The organism is Microlunatus speluncae, from assembly GCF_009299835.1.
Lineage (GTDB): Bacteria > Actinomycetota > Actinomycetes > Propionibacteriales > Propionibacteriaceae > Microlunatus > Microlunatus speluncae.
The window spans coordinates 658373-673085 of record NZ_VKCZ01000019.1 but is presented as its reverse complement, the minus strand read 5'-3'; the positions used below and the strand labels follow the sequence as shown (position 1 = coordinate 673085).

Annotated in this window: 19 protein-coding genes; 10 read left to right on the top strand and 9 right to left on the bottom strand. The window is 67.4% G+C overall.

Annotated features, from left to right (window positions below; all coding sequences use genetic code 11):
• The first annotated feature begins 39 nt into the window (after positions 1-39).
• From FNH24_RS25335 to FNH24_RS25320, 4 genes are read left to right on the top strand one after another with little or no spacing between them, the layout of a single operon-like run.
• Complete coding sequence (locus FNH24_RS25335; protein ID WP_152364987.1) at positions 40-1050, top strand: ABC transporter permease; 1011 nt, start codon at positions 40-42, stop codon at positions 1048-1050.
• Positions 1051-1057: 7 nt separating this feature from the next.
• Positions 1058-1915, top strand: coding sequence for an ABC transporter permease (locus tag FNH24_RS25330; protein ID WP_152364986.1), 858 nt, complete (start codon positions 1058-1060; stop codon positions 1913-1915).
• Position 1916: 1 nt separating this feature from the next.
• Positions 1917-2987 carry an ABC transporter ATP-binding protein gene (locus FNH24_RS25325; protein ID WP_152364985.1) on the top strand — a complete coding sequence of 357 codons (1071 nt, stop codon included), beginning with the start codon at positions 1917-1919 and terminating at the stop codon, positions 2985-2987.
• Positions 2984-3997 carry an ABC transporter ATP-binding protein gene (locus tag FNH24_RS25320; RefSeq protein WP_217428501.1) on the top strand — a complete coding sequence of 338 codons (1014 nt, stop codon included), beginning with the start codon at positions 2984-2986 and terminating at the stop codon, positions 3995-3997. Before FNH24_RS25325 ends, FNH24_RS25320 begins: the two co-directional genes overlap by 4 nt.
• A gap of 5 nt (positions 3998-4002) precedes the next feature.
• Here the strand turns inward: FNH24_RS25320 and FNH24_RS25315 are convergent, their stop codons facing one another.
• Positions 4003-4566: a TetR/AcrR family transcriptional regulator gene (locus tag FNH24_RS25315; RefSeq protein ID WP_152364984.1), complete on the bottom strand. Its 564-nt coding sequence runs from the start codon at positions 4564-4566 to the stop codon at positions 4003-4005.
• A gap of 38 nt (positions 4567-4604) precedes the next feature.
• Entirely contained in the window at positions 4605-4814 is a 210-nt protein-coding gene (locus FNH24_RS25310; protein WP_152364983.1) for a hypothetical protein, read from the bottom strand.
• Between the two features lie 173 nt (positions 4815-4987).
• Between FNH24_RS25310 and FNH24_RS25305 the strand changes: the two genes are divergently transcribed.
• Positions 4988-5755 (top strand): DUF899 family protein, encoded by a 768-nt coding sequence (locus FNH24_RS25305; protein WP_152364982.1) that lies wholly within the window; start codon positions 4988-4990, stop codon positions 5753-5755.
• 21 nt (positions 5756-5776) lie between these two features.
• Here FNH24_RS25305 and FNH24_RS25300 read toward each other — a convergent pair whose 3' ends face one another.
• The 4 genes from FNH24_RS25300 to FNH24_RS25285 form a co-directional block, all read right to left on the bottom strand.
• Positions 5777-6757 carry an NHL repeat-containing protein gene (locus FNH24_RS25300; RefSeq protein WP_217428500.1) on the bottom strand — a complete coding sequence of 327 codons (981 nt, stop codon included), beginning with the start codon at positions 6755-6757 and terminating at the stop codon, positions 5777-5779.
• Positions 6754-8001: a formaldehyde dehydrogenase, glutathione-independent gene (gene fdhA / locus FNH24_RS25295; RefSeq protein ID WP_152364981.1), complete on the bottom strand. Its 1248-nt coding sequence runs from the start codon at positions 7999-8001 to the stop codon at positions 6754-6756. The genes FNH24_RS25300 and fdhA overlap by 4 nt, the downstream gene beginning before the upstream one ends.
• 113 nt (positions 8002-8114) lie before the next feature.
• Entirely contained in the window at positions 8115-8498 is a 384-nt protein-coding gene (locus FNH24_RS25290; RefSeq protein WP_152364980.1) for a TfoX/Sxy family protein, read from the bottom strand.
• 53 nt (positions 8499-8551) lie between these two features.
• A complete protein-coding gene (locus FNH24_RS25285) occupies positions 8552-9412 on the bottom strand; it encodes a polysaccharide deacetylase family protein (protein ID WP_246187072.1) in 861 nt (286 codons plus the stop codon).
• A 182-nt stretch (positions 9413-9594) separates the two neighbouring features.
• Between FNH24_RS25285 and FNH24_RS31595 the strand changes: the two genes are divergently transcribed.
• From FNH24_RS31595 to FNH24_RS25275, 3 genes are read left to right on the top strand one after another with little or no spacing between them, the layout of a single operon-like run.
• A complete protein-coding gene (locus FNH24_RS31595) occupies positions 9595-9831 on the top strand; it encodes a hypothetical protein (RefSeq protein WP_161606309.1) in 237 nt (78 codons plus the stop codon).
• 37 nt (positions 9832-9868) lie between these two features.
• Positions 9869-10393: a sigma-70 family RNA polymerase sigma factor gene (locus FNH24_RS25280; RefSeq protein ID WP_161606308.1), complete on the top strand. Its 525-nt coding sequence runs from the start codon at positions 9869-9871 to the stop codon at positions 10391-10393.
• Positions 10386-11081 (top strand): hypothetical protein, encoded by a 696-nt coding sequence (locus FNH24_RS25275; protein ID WP_152364977.1) that lies wholly within the window; start codon positions 10386-10388, stop codon positions 11079-11081. Before FNH24_RS25280 ends, FNH24_RS25275 begins: the two co-directional genes overlap by 8 nt.
• A gap of 257 nt (positions 11082-11338) precedes the next feature.
• Here the strand turns inward: FNH24_RS25275 and FNH24_RS25270 are convergent, their stop codons facing one another.
• Entirely contained in the window at positions 11339-11845 is a 507-nt protein-coding gene (locus tag FNH24_RS25270; RefSeq protein WP_152364976.1) for a hypothetical protein, read from the bottom strand.
• Positions 11842-12099 carry a hypothetical protein gene (locus tag FNH24_RS25265; protein ID WP_152364975.1) on the bottom strand — a complete coding sequence of 86 codons (258 nt, stop codon included), beginning with the start codon at positions 12097-12099 and terminating at the stop codon, positions 11842-11844. Before FNH24_RS25265 ends, FNH24_RS25270 begins: the two co-directional genes overlap by 4 nt.
• A 146-nt stretch (positions 12100-12245) precedes the next feature.
• Between FNH24_RS25265 and FNH24_RS25260 the strand changes: the two genes are divergently transcribed.
• Entirely contained in the window at positions 12246-12446 is a 201-nt protein-coding gene (locus FNH24_RS25260; protein WP_152364974.1) for a hypothetical protein, read from the top strand.
• A gap of 400 nt (positions 12447-12846) precedes the next feature.
• On the opposite strand, the gene FNH24_RS25255 is transcribed toward FNH24_RS25260, so the two are convergent.
• On the bottom strand, positions 12847-13707 hold the full coding sequence (locus tag FNH24_RS25255; protein ID WP_152364973.1) for a phytanoyl-CoA dioxygenase family protein: 861 nt from the start codon (positions 13705-13707) through the stop codon (positions 12847-12849).
• Between the two features lie 71 nt (positions 13708-13778).
• Here FNH24_RS25255 and FNH24_RS25250 point away from each other — a divergent pair, with 71 nt between their 5' ends.
• Complete coding sequence (locus FNH24_RS25250; protein ID WP_152364972.1) at positions 13779-14708, top strand: helix-turn-helix transcriptional regulator; 930 nt, start codon at positions 13779-13781, stop codon at positions 14706-14708.
• The last annotated feature ends 5 nt before the right edge of the window (positions 14709-14713 follow it).

The following is a 14713-nucleotide window of genomic DNA, read 5'->3' as shown; positions in this document are numbered from 1 at the left end:
TCGGCCGGCCCGGGAGCACCAACCCCAAAGGAGGGGCGAGTGCGGACATTCCTTCTCCGGTATCTGATTCCCCGCATCGTGCAGTTCTTCGTCGTGATCTTCATCGGCGTGACCGTGGCCTTCATCATTCCGCGACTCTCGCCGACCAGTCCGGTGGAGTCGCAGATCGGCTTGATCACCAGCAGTGGCTCGTCGATCGATCCGGAGGCCATCCAGCATCTGCGGGATTCGCTGACCGAGATGTACGGCCTGTCCGGAAGCCCGCTCCAGCAGTATTTCGCGTTCTGGGGCAGGCTGCTCCGGGGTGATCTCGGACCGTCGCTGTCGAGCTTCCCGACCCCGGTCAGCGAGCTGGTCGGACGGGCGATGCCGTGGACGTTGTCCATCGTCCTCGCCGCCACGCTGCTGTCCTGGGTGCTGGGAAACCTGTTCGGCGTGCTGGCGAGCTACTACCCGCGGAAGCGGCTGCTCGGCGTGGTCGACGTCGCGAGCCAGGCGGTCCGGCCGATCCCGTACTACGTCATCGCGATCCTTCTGCTCGTCATCTTCGCCTACATCCTGCCGCTCTTCCCGTTCAGCGGTGCCTACAGCGTGGGCGCCCGGCCGGGGTTCACGCCGGCCTTCATCGGCGACTACCTGTGGCACGCGGCACTGCCCGCGCTGACCCTGATCCTGGTCGGCTTCGGCGGCTGGTTCGTCGGCATGAAGGCGCTGACCAGCAACGTGATCTCCGAGGACTACGTCGTCTACGCCGAGACGGCCGGCATCGCGCCGAAGCGGGTGCTGCCGCACTACATCGCGCGGAACGCGATGCTGCCGCAGATCACCGGGCTGGGGATGGATCTCGGCACGGTCTTCTCCGGCGCCCTGATCATGGAAGTGGTCTTCGGCTACCCGGGCGTCGGACTGCTCAGCCTGCAGGCGGTGTTCCGCAACGACTATTCGCTGATGATGGGCATCACCCTCTATTCGATCATCGGGGTCGCGACCGCCGTCTTCGTGATCGATCTCCTCTATCCGCTGCTCGATCCGCGCGTCCGGCACCAGTGAGGCGGCCATGATCAAAATCGTCCGGGATCTGCTGAAGTACGACGTCCGGTTCCGATTCGCCTTTGCGATGATCGGCCTGATTCTGCTGATGGTGCTGGTGTCGTTCGTCTCGCCGTACTCACCCGACAAGACCTTCGTGGTCGCCATGGACTCCAGCCCGTCGCTGGAGCACCCGTTCGGCACGACGTCGCGCGGGCAGGACCTGTTCTGGTGGATGACCTTCGCGGTCCGGAACTCGCTGCTGCTCGGGCTGATGACCGCGCTGATCAGCCGGGTGATCGCGATCACGGTGGGCCTGGCCGCCGGCTACCGGGGCGGCTGGCTCGACCGGGTGCTGATGTCGATCAACGACTCGTTCGTGGTGATGCCGCTGCTGCCGATCCTGATCTTGCTGGGCTTCCTGTTCAAGGGCCAGCTCAACATCTATCTCCTGGCGGTGCTGCTCGGCCTGTTCGGCTGGCCCTGGGACGCCCGGCTGATCAGGTCCCAGGTGCTGAGCCTGAAGGAACGCGCGTTCACCCGGACGGCGTCCTACAGCGGGGCGCCGTCGTGGCGGATCATGATCGCCGAGCACCTGCCCTTCGTCCTGCCCATCGTGTTCGCGACCTCGATCAACAACATGCTGTGGTCGATGGGGATGGAGGTCACGCTGAGTGTGCTGGGGCTGTCCGATCTGAGCCGGCCCAGCCTCGGCACCTCCCTGTACTGGGCCAACCAGCACCAGGCGCTGGTCGCCGGGGTCTGGTGGTGGATCGGCGCCCCGGTGCTGGTGGCGATGGTGCTGTTCGTCGGCCTGTACCTGTTGATGTCGAGCGTCAACGAGTACATCGATCCCCGCACCCGCCTTCGCCTGATCGGAGCCTGACATGGAACCTCTGTTGAGAGTGACGGACCTCAAGGCGTATTACCAGACCGAGGCCTACGGTGTCTCCCGGACGGTGCGGGCGGTCGACGGAGTCTCGTTCGACCTGTATCCCAACGAGATCTACGGTCTCGCGGGCGAATCGAGCTGTGGGAAGACCACGCTGATCAAGGTCATCTCCGGCAACGTCAAGAACCCGCTCCGCGTGGTCGACGGGGACGTGCGGTTCACGGCCGAGGGAATCGATCGCGACCTGGCGACGATGACGACCGACGAGCTGCGCAAGACGATGCGGTGGAAGCGGATCTCGTACGTCATGCAGGGCTCGATGAGCGTGCTCAATCCGGTCCGCCGGATCCTGCACACCTTCGCCGACATCGTCGCCACCCACCGGGGCATCAGCAACCGCAAGGAGTTCCGGCAGGAGATCAGTGATCACGTGGCGCGGCTCGGGCTGCCGTCGGAGGTCCTTCGGTCGTTCCCGCACCAGCTCTCGGGAGGCATGCGACAACGGGTGGCGATCGCCCTGGCGACGATCTTCCACCCGAACCTGATCATCGCCGACGAGCCGACGACCGCGCTCGACGTGGTGGTGCAGCGCGGCGTGCTGCAACTGCTCAAGCAGATCCAGGCCGACAGCCGCAACACGGTCCTGCTGGTGACCCACGACATGGCGGTCCATGCCAACGTCGCCGACCGGGTGATGATCATGTACGCCGGGCGGATCATGGAGGAGGGGGTGACCGAGACGATCTTCCAGGCGCCGCGCCATCCGTACACGAAGCATCTGATCGCGTCGCTGCCGAAGATCGGCGAACGGGGCGCGCGGGCGTCGCTGCCGGGCAGCCCACCGAACCTGTCCGACCCACCCGCCGGCTGTCGCTTCCACCCCCGCTGCCCCGCCGCCATGGATGTCTGTCGGACGGTGGTGCCCGAGATGCTCCAACTGGCGAACCGGCACCGGGTGGCCTGTCACGCCGTCGCGAAAGAGGAGGGTATCCCGGTGCCGTCGTCAGACCGGTCGATCACCAGCAGCAGCGCCACCGACCTGAACCGGGCGGAGGAACTGCAGTGACGGCCACCGAGCCGGCGGCGCCGCTGTTCGAGCTGGACCATGCGGTGGTCACGTTTCGGATCGGGTCGCTGCTGGCCGGCAGCCGGCTCGTCGCCGTCAACGACGTGTCGTTGCGGCTGGCCGCCGACCGGCCCGAGATCTTCACCCTGGCGGGCGAGAGCGGCAGCGGCAAGACGACCCTGGCCCGGGTCCTGTTGGGAGATCAGGCCCCGTCGCAGGGTGAGGTGAGATTCCAGGGGACGCCGGTCGCCGAGGTGATCAGGGCCAAGGGTCACGCCGCCTTCATGCAGGAGGTCCAGCCCGTCTTCCAGAACCCGTTCGAGACCTTCAACCCGCTGCGTCACGTCCAGGAGTATCTGTTCGACACCGCGCTGAATTTCAAGATCGCGAAGACCCGCCGGGAGGCCGCCGAGCCGGTCGACGCCGCGCTGCGGACGGTCGGGCTGACCCTGGCCGAGGTCCAGCAGCGCTACCCGCACGAGTTGTCCGGCGGGCAGCTGCAACGGGTCTCCGTGGCCCGGGCGCTGATCCCGAAACCGAAGGTCATCGTCGCGGACGAGCCGGTCTCGATGGTCGACGCGTCGTTGCGGATGGAGATCGTCAACGTCTTCAAGCGGCTGCGCGACGAGGAGGGCGTCACGGTCATCTACATCACCCATGACCTGGCGACCGCCTACTACGTCTCGGACCGGATCGCGATCATGCTGCGCGGGTTCGTCGTCGAATCGGGTCCGGTCGAGGAGGTGCTAGATCATCCCGCGCACCCGTACGCGCAACTGCTCAAGGAGTCGATCCCGGAGCCCGTACCGGAGGACAAGGCGTCCTGGACACAACAGATCACCCTCGGCGCGACCGAGGCCAGCGAGTTCAACCAGGCCGGCTGCAAGTTCGCGAGCCGCTGCCCCTCGGTGATGGACCGATGCCGGATGAGCGACCCGCCCGACTTCCCGGTCGGAAACCGACTCGTCAAGTGCTACCTGTACGACGAGGCCGGTGAGCGACCGTCCTGATCGGCTCAGCGGCTGTCGATCGCGATGGCCGCCAGATCCCGCGCCGCCAGGGCCGGATGCTGCCGGCCCCCGCCGGCCCCTCTGACCAGCGCACCCTCGATCAGCAGATGCAGCTGTTCGGCCGTCCGCTCGGGGTGCGGGTGGTTCATCGCCTCGAGCTCTCGGACGAGGAGGTCGTGCAGGCGCCGGCGAAAGATCTCGGTCTCCGCGTGGGCCGGATGATCGGGCTCGGCGAACGCGAGGTCGGTGGCGAAATAGCGGCAGCCCCGAAACCCCTCGTCCGACACCAGCTCATCCAGGTGGCCGAACAGGCCGAGCAGCCGCTCGCGTGGCTCGGTCGCGCCGGCCAGCGCCGACTCGTACCACGCCAGATCCTCCTCGGATGCCCGGCGGAGGACCTCCGTCACCAGTCCGTCCTTGCCGCCGAAGTGCTCGTAGAGCGATCGGCGGGCGACGTTCGCCTCCTGGAGGACCGCGCCGATCCCGACCGAGGCACCCTGCGTGTAGAACAGCTCCTGAGCGGCTTTCAGCAGCCGCTCGCGGGGGCCGGCCGCCGGGTCACGCACCATGGATCTTCTCCTCTTCGGACGCCAGTAGACCAATCATTCTATGCCGGGCCGGACGACACCAGCCGACCCACGACCGTGCGACGTCCATCGCGGCGACGGATCGTGAGGCGCCGCAGCAGCCGGGCCAGCCGCCCGCGTACGCGCTCCGGGTCACTCCGTGCCTGCCGTCCCAGCCGCTCCCGCTCGCGCGACCGAACCAGCTCGGCGTACCGCTCCCGCGGCTCCTCGATGCCGACGTACTGATACATGACTGCTCCCTTCCTCCACTAATAGACCATTCGGTCTACGTCGGAGAGTAGACCACTCGATCTACTTCTGGCAATACCTTCGATCTCGGCGATCAGCACCCCCTTGACGCCTAGACCAATCGGTCTATATGGTCGATAGACCAAATGGTCTACTACTTCAAGGGATGGTCATCATGATCACTGACACCGACACCGCCGCTCCTCCGATCGTCGACCGAGACACCTGGCTCCGGCAGCGCGCCGAACTCTTGGACCGGGAGAAGGCCCACACCCGGGAAGGCGACGCGATCGCGGCCGCACGGCGACGACTGCCGATGACGGAGGTCGCGCCGATCTCCCTCGACGGGGCCGACGGCCCGACGCCATTGATCGACATCTTCGAGGGGCGGGACCAGTTGATGGTCTATCAGCACATGTTCTATCCCGGCGAGCCGATCGACCGGCAGTGCGAGGGCTGCACGCTGTTCACCTGGGGGCTCCAGGACGCCACCTATCTCAACACCCGCGGCATCTCCTTCGCCGTGTTCGGCGACGGGCCCTACGAGGAACTGGCTCGACTGCGCGAGTTCATGGGCCATCCCTACGCCTGGTACTCGAACGCAGGGATCGACGATCCGGCCCTGTCGTCCGGCGGCAGCGGACACCTCGCCTGCTACCTCCGGCGCGGGGACCGGGTGTTCCTGACCTGGGACACCACCGACCGGGGCGTGGAAGTGATGTCGTCATCGCTGCAGTTGATCGACCTGACCGTCTACGGCCGGCAGGAGGTCTGGGAGGACTCCCCCGACGGCTGGCCCCAGGGCCCGACCGGCGCGTTCTGGCGGACCGACCACGACGGGACCCTGACCGGCTGGGGCCAGGGCGGTGAACGGGTCGGCCGGCCGGCGGCCCAGTGGTCGCGGCTCGCCGCAGCCCCGCCGAGCACGCACGGCTGCCACTGACGCCGCCGGCGCCGCCCGGCCTCACCGCTCCAGTCGGTTCACCCGCCCACCGATCAGCCACTCGGCGACGACGATCTTGCCGTCGGCAGTGACCGCAACCCCATGAGGAGAGTTGAACCGGCCCGGCTGCACGTCGGGGCGGACGGTCAGGCCGTCGGGCGAGATCGCGTTGGGCCAGCCGGCGCGCGACACCGCTTCGTCGTCGGCGCCGATGTAGCCGACAAGTTGATCATCGAGGTCCAGCACCGCCACCCGCGCCTCCAGTTCGGCGATGATCAGGTACGCACCCGAGATGGCGAACGCCGAGGGACGCCGGAGCAACCCCTCGCCGGACATGCGACGAAACTCCCCGTCCAGGCCGAAGACCTGCAGTCGCTGGTTCTCCCGGTCGGCGACGTAGAGCTCCGGCTCGTCCCGGCGGCGGTCGATGATCAAGCCGTGCGGACACTTGAACTCGTTCGGCAGCGTCCGCCGATAGTCGCCGTCCGGGCCGTAGGCATGGACCAGGCTGGCGCCGTAGCCGTCGCCGACCCAGACCTCGCCCGCACCGCCGTCGCCGGTGGCATCCGCCACGACCGAGGTCGGAGCGAATCGGCCCTCGTCGTAGGCCGGGTGATCCGGGCGCGGCAGCTCGAGCACCAACCGCCCGGACAGGTCGAACTTGGCCACCCGACCATGATCACCGGGCGTGAAGCCGTGGTAGTGGCCCGGCGAGTCGGTGATCATCTTGCTGCCCGGGTCGGCGATCCAGACGTGATCACCGTCGGCGTCGCGGGACAGGGAGATGCAGTGGCCCTCGGTCAGCCCGGTGGACCAGCTGTCCAGCCGATTCCCCTCGGCGTCGAAGATCACCACCTCGTCACCCGACGGGGCGAAGGTCACGACCCGGCCGTCCGTCGTCACGGCCACGCCGTGGTGGGCCCAGCCGTCGGCCCTCGCCGGATCCTGCGGGAAGGCCGACCACCGATAGTCGAGCGCCGGCTCGCTGATCGGACCTGTCACGCGCTCACCGCCTGGCCGGAGTGGGTCGCACGGATCAGTCCGTGCGGGTCGAGGACGAACTTCTTGGCCGCTCCTTGATCGAAATCGGCATAGCCCTGCGGCGCGTCGTCGAGGGAGATCGGGGTGGCGTCGACGTTCTTCGCGATCTGCACCCGATCATGCAGGATGGCCATCATCAGCTGGTGGTTGTAGCGCATCACCGGGCACTGCCCGGTGTAGAACGCGTGCGACTTGGCCCAGCCGAGTCCGAGCCGTAGGGACAGCGAACCGACCTTGGCCGCCTCCTCCTGGGCCCCGGGATCACCGGTGACATAAAGCCCGGGAATGCCGAGCGAGCCGCCGGCCCTGGTCAGGTCCATCAGGGAGTTCAGGACGCTGGCCGGCTTCTCGACGGCCGCCCCGTCCGGACCGTGCCCGCGAGCCTCGAACCCGACGGCATCGACCGCGCAGTCCACCTCCGGCACGCCGAGGATCTGCTCGATCTGATCTTGCGGTTCACCCTGGGAGACGTCGATCGTCTCGCAGCCGAAGCTCCGGGCCTTGGCCAGTCGGTCGGCGTTGAGGTCGCCGACGATCACCACGGCCGCGCCGAGGAGGAACGCCGAGGTCGCCGCGGCCAGTCCGACCGGGCCCGCGCCGGCGATGTAGACCGTGGAGCCGGTGGTGACCCCGGCGGAGACACAGCCGTGATAGCCGGTCGGAAAGATGTCGGAGAGCATCGTCAGGTCGAGGATCTTCTCCATCGCCTGGTCCCGGTCGGGGAATTTCAGCAGGTTCCAGTCGGCGTACGGCACCATCACGTACTCCGCCTGGCCACCGACCCAACCACCCATGTCGACGTACCCGTACGCCGATCCCGGCCGGTCCGGATTCACGTTCAGGCAGATGCCGGTCTTGCCCGTCTTGCAGTTGCGGCAGCGGCCACAGGAGATGTTGAACGGCACCGAGCACAGATCGCCGACCTCGATGAACTCGACGTCCGGGCCCTTCTCGACCACCTCGCCGGTGATCTCGTGACCCAGCACCAGTCCTTCCGGCGCCGTCGTACGACCACGCACCATGTGCTGATCACTGCCGCAGATGTTGGTCGCGACATTTTTCAAGATCACGCCGTGCGGCGCCTTCCGCCCGACATTGGCCGGGTTGACGCCCGGACCGTCCCGAAGCTCCAGCCCCGGATAGTCGATGTTTCGGACCTCGACCTTGCCTGAACCGACATAGGTCACAGCCTTGTTGCCTACCACCAGTTCCTCCTCCGCCCACGCCGGCAGCCACCGACCCTTCGGACCCTACCGAAGCTGATGGAGGACCTGAATGGACCGGAACCGGTTTCGGACTGGTCGCTTCCGTTGGTCGACTAGGCGGGTTTCTTGGTCGCCTGCTTCCGCTTGGTGCCCGGATTCCTGCCCGATCCCTCGGCATGGAACGCCAGGGCGGCGTCGATCCAATGCCTGAGTTCGTCGTCGGAATCGACGACATCTTGATCGACCGTGATCCAGCCCTCGCCCATGGATCGACCTTGGCCCATCTCGGCCCGCTGGGCACCGGGCTCGGTCAGGAGCTCGGCGTCACGATCGGGCGAAACCCGAACGAGCAGGGCGGCACCGCCCGCGGAGACGCAGACGACCATCCGCTCCTCGAGCATGAAGGCAAGGCCACCGAACATCTTGATCTCGCGGACGGCGTCGCGGCCGGAAAGCGCAGAACGTACGCGTTCGGCCAACTCGGCATCGTAGGGCACGGTGACGACCTCTCCGATTGTTGGTGATCAACGCGGCGCCGGCGTCGCCTTGATCAGTAGCTACCCCAGGACTTGGGGTATCGCGTTCCGGGGGCGGCCTGCTTCCCGAGCAGTTCGCTGACCGTTACCAGCGTGTATCCCTTGTCCTGCAGGCCTGAGATCACATCGTCCTGGGCATCGATCGTGGGCTGGTGGATGTCGTGCATCAGGACGACCTGGTTCCGGTGCGCATTGAGGGCGCTGCGGCGCGTGGAAGACGTGTTCAGCGTCTCCCAGTCACGGGTGTCGACATCCCACATGATCTCCGCCAGGCCGAGCCGCTTCGTCGTCTTGTCCAGGGACTTGTCGGTCGATCCGCCCGGGGGACGCATCAGCGTGATCTTGCACCCACAGCCCTTCTCGATCGCCTTGGTGGCTCTCGTGAGGTTTCGCTCGGCGCCGTCCGACGACAGTCTGCTCAGCGTCTCGTGGTTCCACGAGTGATTGGCCACCTCGGAGCCCAGCTCGTGGATCTGCTTCTCCAGCTCCGGGTACTGCGAAGCCAAGCTGCCCAGTTGGAAGAACGTCGCCCTGGCCTTGTACTTCTTCAAGATCTTCAGCAGTTGCGGCGTGGTCTCCGGGCTCGGCCCGTCGTCATAGGTGAGCGCGACACACTTCAGCTTCTTGCAGTCGACCGCCGCCTGCTCCGGCGGTTGGCTGGACGGCGGCGCACTCGACGGTGGCCGGCTGGACGGGGCGCCGGTCGGCGAACCGTCGCCGCTGGGCGAGCTCGAGGCACCCGGACCCGCCTGGCTCGATGACGTTTGTGGCGGCGGCGCGGACGTCCCCGGAGGGACACTTCCGCAACCACTGATGAGGAGGGCGAATCCGATCAGGAAACCTACTGCCGCAGTCTTCGACGCGGACCGTCGCACAAGCACGGAGGGACTCTACTCGCCGGCCCGAACATCTCCTGCACATTGCCCTCTGTGATCTTGCGTCGGAATCCGCCGGGTCGTCCGGCCGGAGTCAGGAAATTCCGTGCGTCGTTTGAATGAAACCGCGGCGTCGGACGTATCCCCCTGCGGCAACTCACAACGAGCCAGAGGAGACTGTCATGTCAAGGATTCGCACTGTTCTTGCCGGCCTGGTCGTCGTCGCGGCGGTGGCGATCGGCGTAACGCCGGCCGCTGCTGCGGGCCCACGGCCGGAGGGTGGCTACGGATCCGAGTGGTCCCCGGGCGGGTACGGTCCGGAATGGACGCCGGGCGGGTACGGTCCGGAATGGGATCCGGACAACGCCCAGCCCGGTTCGGCCGACCTGCTGGAGGGCTTGCTCGGCGGGTTCTTCTGAGCCGACTGACGAGGCGCCGAAGGACGAGGAGCGTGGTGTGCTGCGCCGGTCGAAGGACGGGTTCGACGTGGCCGAGTTGTACGACGGTCACGGTGCCTCGGTGTTCGCGTTCGCGCTGAATGCGCTGGGTGATCGCGGTGAGGCCGAGGACTGTGTCCAGGATGTCTTCGTCCGCGCCTGGCGATCACGACATTCCTACCGTCCGGATCTGGCGTCGCTCCGGACCTGGCTGTTCGCGATCGCCCGGAACGTGATCATCGACGCCCACCGGGCCCGGGCTCGGCGGCCGCTGCCGAGGGATTCCGAATCCGATGATGATCAGCTACGTCAGGCTGCCGACCGCACCATGGCAACGCTGGACCGCCTGATCGTCACCGAAGCACTGGCCCGGCTCAGCCGGGAACACCGCGAGGTCGTGGTGCAGATCCGGCTGCGCGGGCTGTCGTACGACACGTTAGCGGAGCGAACCGGGGTGCCGGTCGCGACCCTGCGGACCAGGATGTACTACGGGTTGAAGTCGCTCCGCGAGGCGCTGAAGGAGGCTGGTGAAAGCCATGGCTGATCCCGATGAGACCGCTGGCCGTGCCCGGGTGCTCCAGTTGCTCGAGCTCGGCGAAGACCGGCCGCTGACCGGGCCGGAACAGCTCGAGCTCGACACCCTGCTGCAGCGATTCCCCGGGATCGAGTTCGACCAGTTCGGTCCGGAACTCGCCCACCTCGAGCACGCGCCGATCTTCCGGGAGGCGGCACCACCGCCGAGGCTGCGCGCCAAGATCATCCAGGCCGCCGAGAACGACACCGCGTCCCGTGGCACGAGCAGGTTACGGCGCCGGATCGGGCTGGCGGCCGCGGCTGTCGCCCTGGTCCTGGCCGGTGCGCTCGGGCAGGGGGCGATTGCCGAGCTGGCCCGTCCCAAGCCGCCGACGGGCCCGCCCGGCACCCTCGGTGCCGTCGAGCCGATCACCTTCTCCGATGCCCCGGCTGGAGTCGAGGTCAACGGCGCCGTCGTGGCACACACCTGGGGCACCGAGACCCGGGTCGAGATCGGCGGGCTACCGGTCGGCAACTCGTTCACCGTGGTTCTTGTCGACGACAACGGCACGGAGTACACCGCCGGTGGCTTCGTCGGCTCCCGACTCCCGGTGGACTGCCAGCTCAACGCGGCCGTGCTGCGGGCCGACGCCAAGATGATCAAGGTCCTCGACAAGTCCGGAACGATGATCATGACCTCCGCCCTCCCACCGGCCTGAGCCACGCCCGGAAGCGATCAGCAGCCGGCGCCGTGGATCCTCGCCGCGAATCGAACGGGCACTGTCGCGCTGCGCTGGCTGAACTCCCACCCGGCGATCTTGACCTCGATGATCTTGATCCGACCAAGGGGCGGGCCTTCAGTCTTGGCCGGCCGGACAGCCCGACGCGTGCGGCTCGGCGATGTGTGCGCCGCACTCGGTGCACTCGTGCGAGGCGTTCAGCAGCGGCAGACAGGCGACACGGCACGGTGTCGTGGTCATGCGGCGAGGTGGGCCAGGGCCGGCCAGCCGTCGCCGGCCAGCGCCCGGGCCCGCAACAGGTGATCGGCCGCCGCGAGGAGTTGCTCGTCGGCGAGGTCGGGCAGCTCGGCGCCGTGGCCGTGGGCGGTCAGCCAGGCCCTAACCTCGCTCCACCGGTACAGGCCGAACCCGCCCGTGTTCACCGGCTCCGGGAAGCCGCCCGGGCCGCGCCGGCCCGTCTTCCACAACCGCACCGACTCATACGTCCGGCCGATCCGTTCGGCGATCGTCTCGATCGTCACCAGGTCTTCCACGTCCAGGCCGACGACCTCGAACCCGGCCCGCCGGCTATCGCCGATGACCGACTGGATCGCGTCCAGCAGCCGCTCGGCCTCCCGGTGCACATGCAGCCGGGCCCCTTCCGGGGTGGTGTCGTCCAGCCCGGCCTCGAACAGCCGGTCATGATCGGCATCGGTCACGACCGGCCGGTCCAGCACCGCGGTGAACTCATATGTCGTTGTCACGATCCGCCCTCCTTCTCCTGCTCGGTCTTCTTCTTCCGTTCCGGGTGCTCGTGCCGCGCCGCGAACCGGGCAATGTCCTTCGCGTGATTCCCGGGGCTGCGCGGCGTCGACCAGATGCTCAGCCGATCACCACACACCGTGCACTCGACATAACCCCACCGATGCCCGGCATCGGTCGCCACCACGATGAAGTGATCCGGCAGCCCTCGTAGGGCCTCCGCAACTTCCTTCTTCGAGTGCCGACCCGCCGCCATGTTGGAAGAATACAACAGTGTTGGGTAAATACAACACGTTGGGTGCATAGAAGTTCCGCACATGTATCCGCGCATACGGATGCGGCTACCGGCTAGATGCACGCCGTTTGAGCCGGGCCGCGCCGTTGCTCTCTACCGTGGGGGTGATGGGGTACGACTGGAAGAAGCACGATCGCGAGTTGGAGCAGCGCTTGGCTCGTTCGGCTCTGTGGCTGGGCCTGACGATGGTTGTGCTCGCCGTGGTGGGGATAGTCGCGATGCTGCTGACTCGCAGCTTGGATCGTCTGATCAGACCCGGCCGCAAACCGTTACCCGCCACCTCGAGTCTCTCCCAGCGGACGGACTGAGCATCCGCGACGGCGCCCGCGGCCGCGGGCGCCGAACCCTTCTCCGGGTGACCCAGCTCGGCCGGGACCATGTCGACGCCGCCTGGCCCGAGGTCGAGCACTCAACGACGAAACCCGGACCGGTCTGACCCCCACCAGGCCCAGACACTGTGCCGCCAACTCCGGCAGCTCCGTCTACGGCTGACCGAGGACGGACGGCAAGGATCTGTCGATCGATGGGAGCCACGAACGAGGCCAAGATCGAATCCCGCCCACTGATCCAGGGAGCACTCCGGCCATGCTGCTTGCCGGCAGATCTCTGCCGGCCCCTGACTCGCGACGATGGTGATCGGACGGTCTCGGACCGATCCGGCCATTCCTGGATTGAAAGCGGCACGGATGCAGCGGACGTGGCGTGCGCTCATCGTCCCCACAGCAGTGGGAAGAGGCGTTCCTCACCGAAGTCGGGCAGGCCGTCGGTCTGACGCGCCAGCCGGGTGTTGGTGTGGGGGTCGACCTGACCGTCCGCGCGGACCAAGGGCCGATTGTCGGTCGGCTGCAGGTGGATCGCCAGCGAACGCCGGGGCGCGCCGCTCCGGTTGGCGCCGCTGCCGTGGACGGTCCGGCAATGGTGGAAGCTGACCTGGCCACGCTTCATGGTGGTGGCACGAAGATCGAACGAGAATCCTTGGGCCCGGATCGAGTCCTCCAGGCCGGCGAGGTCTTGGCTGAAGAAGTCCAGACCGGTGACGTCCCAGGTGTGGCTCCGGTCGAGGAAACCGACCGATCCTCCCTCGGGATCGACGTCGTGGAAGGCCACCCACGCCGTCAGCATCTCGGTCGACGTGCAGGATTCCCAGTACTGCCGGTCGGTGTGCCAACCGACGTTGACCTTGCCGTCGCCGTCGTCGCTCGGCTTGTACAGCAGTTGATCATGCCAGAGCCGGATCCCGGCGGCCCCGGACAGTGCCGCGGCGGTGGCGCCGATCATCGGGTGCCGGACGAGCGCCGCGAGTTCGTCGACGCACAGCGACGAGTAGTCGTTCTTGCGTAGCCCGGTGCCGACCTCGGGGGCCCAGCCGGCCGGGTGGATTCCGGTGCTGTCCAGGTCTCCCGCGTAGTAGCGCTGCATGCCGCGCTCGGCGGCGTCGAGGACGTCGTCCGGAATGATCACCGGGGAGATCCAGAACCCGTGCTCTCGGTAGGACTGCACGTCCGCGCGGGCAGGCAACAGGCGTTGCTGCGAGTCGGTCAGCTGAGGTGACGTCGAAGGCTGCTGCATGATCATGAGCCTGTCAGTGCGGACCGGCCGCGGTCTTGCACGATGTGCAGGAGATCGTGCACGATCTTCAGGTGTCACCTGACACTGGCCAGATCGATCCTCGAGCGCGGGCCTTCGCTGCGGCCCCGGCCCTGACCCGGCCGCGCTATCTGCGCGCGGGATTCGCCGCCGACGTCCACGACCTCGCCGGGTCAGGGCTGCTCCACGCCGGTGAGCAGTGGGCGCCGCACCGGTTCATGATCGACGATCATGATCACCCGACCTGGGAGTTCTACCTCCAGTTGCACGGCGTCACCCGCTGGCGGGCCGACAACCGGACCTGGACCGTCCGGCCCGGAGATCTCCTCGGCGTCGCTCCGGACACGGTGCACGCGATGGCCGAGCATCCGGGCGCGAACATCCATTTCACCTATGCAGCCTTCGATCCCGCCCGATCGCTGGAGCGGCAGCCCGAGCTCCGGCCGTTGTGGACCGTACCCGAGCCGGTGGTCCACCTGCGCGACGCCGCCCGCCTCGTCGATCCCTTCGCCCAGTTGATCAACGAGGTCACCACCGCGCAGCAGCAACTCGGGACCGGACTGTCCCTCGCACTGGACCGCATCGTCCTCGAGTTGACGCGCCGGCTGGTCCGATCCGGCCCGGTACGCACCATCGGCTGCCACCCGGCCGTCCAGGAGGTGCAGCACCTTCTTGATCGCGAGTACGCGCACAACTGGCCGCTCAGGACTCTCGCGGCGAGGGTCGGGCTGGCCCCCAACTACCTCGCCGCCCTCTTCTCCGCGGAGCTCGGTCGAGGGCCACACGAGTACCAGACCGATCGCAAGCTCAACCGGGCCAGGCAACTTCTCACTACCAGCGACCTCACGATCACCGCGATCGCGATCGAGGTCGGCTTCAGCTCGGGCCAGCATCTCGCCCGCACCTTCCGTCGCAGTATCGGCCTCAGCCCCAGCGAGTTCCGCGCGACCAGCCAATCAGCACCCGGCTCTGACCTGCCCTAGGAGGT

Coding starts and splice junctions, on each gene's coding strand:
- FNH24_RS25315 (WP_152364984.1), bottom strand. CDS start 4,566: ATGGTGCGTGACCCGGCGGCCGGCCCCCGCGAGCGGCTGCTGAAAGCC.
- FNH24_RS25255 (WP_152364973.1), bottom strand. CDS start 13,707: ATGCAGCAGCCTTCGACGTCACCTCAGCTGACCGACTCGCAGCAACGC.
- FNH24_RS25265 (WP_152364975.1), bottom strand. CDS start 12,099: ATGGCGGCGGGTCGGCACTCGAAGAAGGAAGTTGCGGAGGCCCTACGA.
- FNH24_RS25275 (WP_152364977.1), top strand. CDS start 10,386: ATGGCTGATCCCGATGAGACCGCTGGCCGTGCCCGGGTGCTCCAGTTG.
- FNH24_RS25325 (WP_152364985.1), top strand. CDS start 1,917: ATGGAACCTCTGTTGAGAGTGACGGACCTCAAGGCGTATTACCAGACC.
- FNH24_RS25310 (WP_152364983.1), bottom strand. CDS start 4,814: ATGTATCAGTACGTCGGCATCGAGGAGCCGCGGGAGCGGTACGCCGAG.
- FNH24_RS25260 (WP_152364974.1), top strand. CDS start 12,246: ATGGGGTACGACTGGAAGAAGCACGATCGCGAGTTGGAGCAGCGCTTG.
- FNH24_RS31595 (WP_161606309.1), top strand. CDS start 9,595: ATGTCAAGGATTCGCACTGTTCTTGCCGGCCTGGTCGTCGTCGCGGCG.
- FNH24_RS25305 (WP_152364982.1), top strand. CDS start 4,988: ATGATCACTGACACCGACACCGCCGCTCCTCCGATCGTCGACCGAGAC.
- FNH24_RS25330 (WP_152364986.1), top strand. CDS start 1,058: ATGATCAAAATCGTCCGGGATCTGCTGAAGTACGACGTCCGGTTCCGA.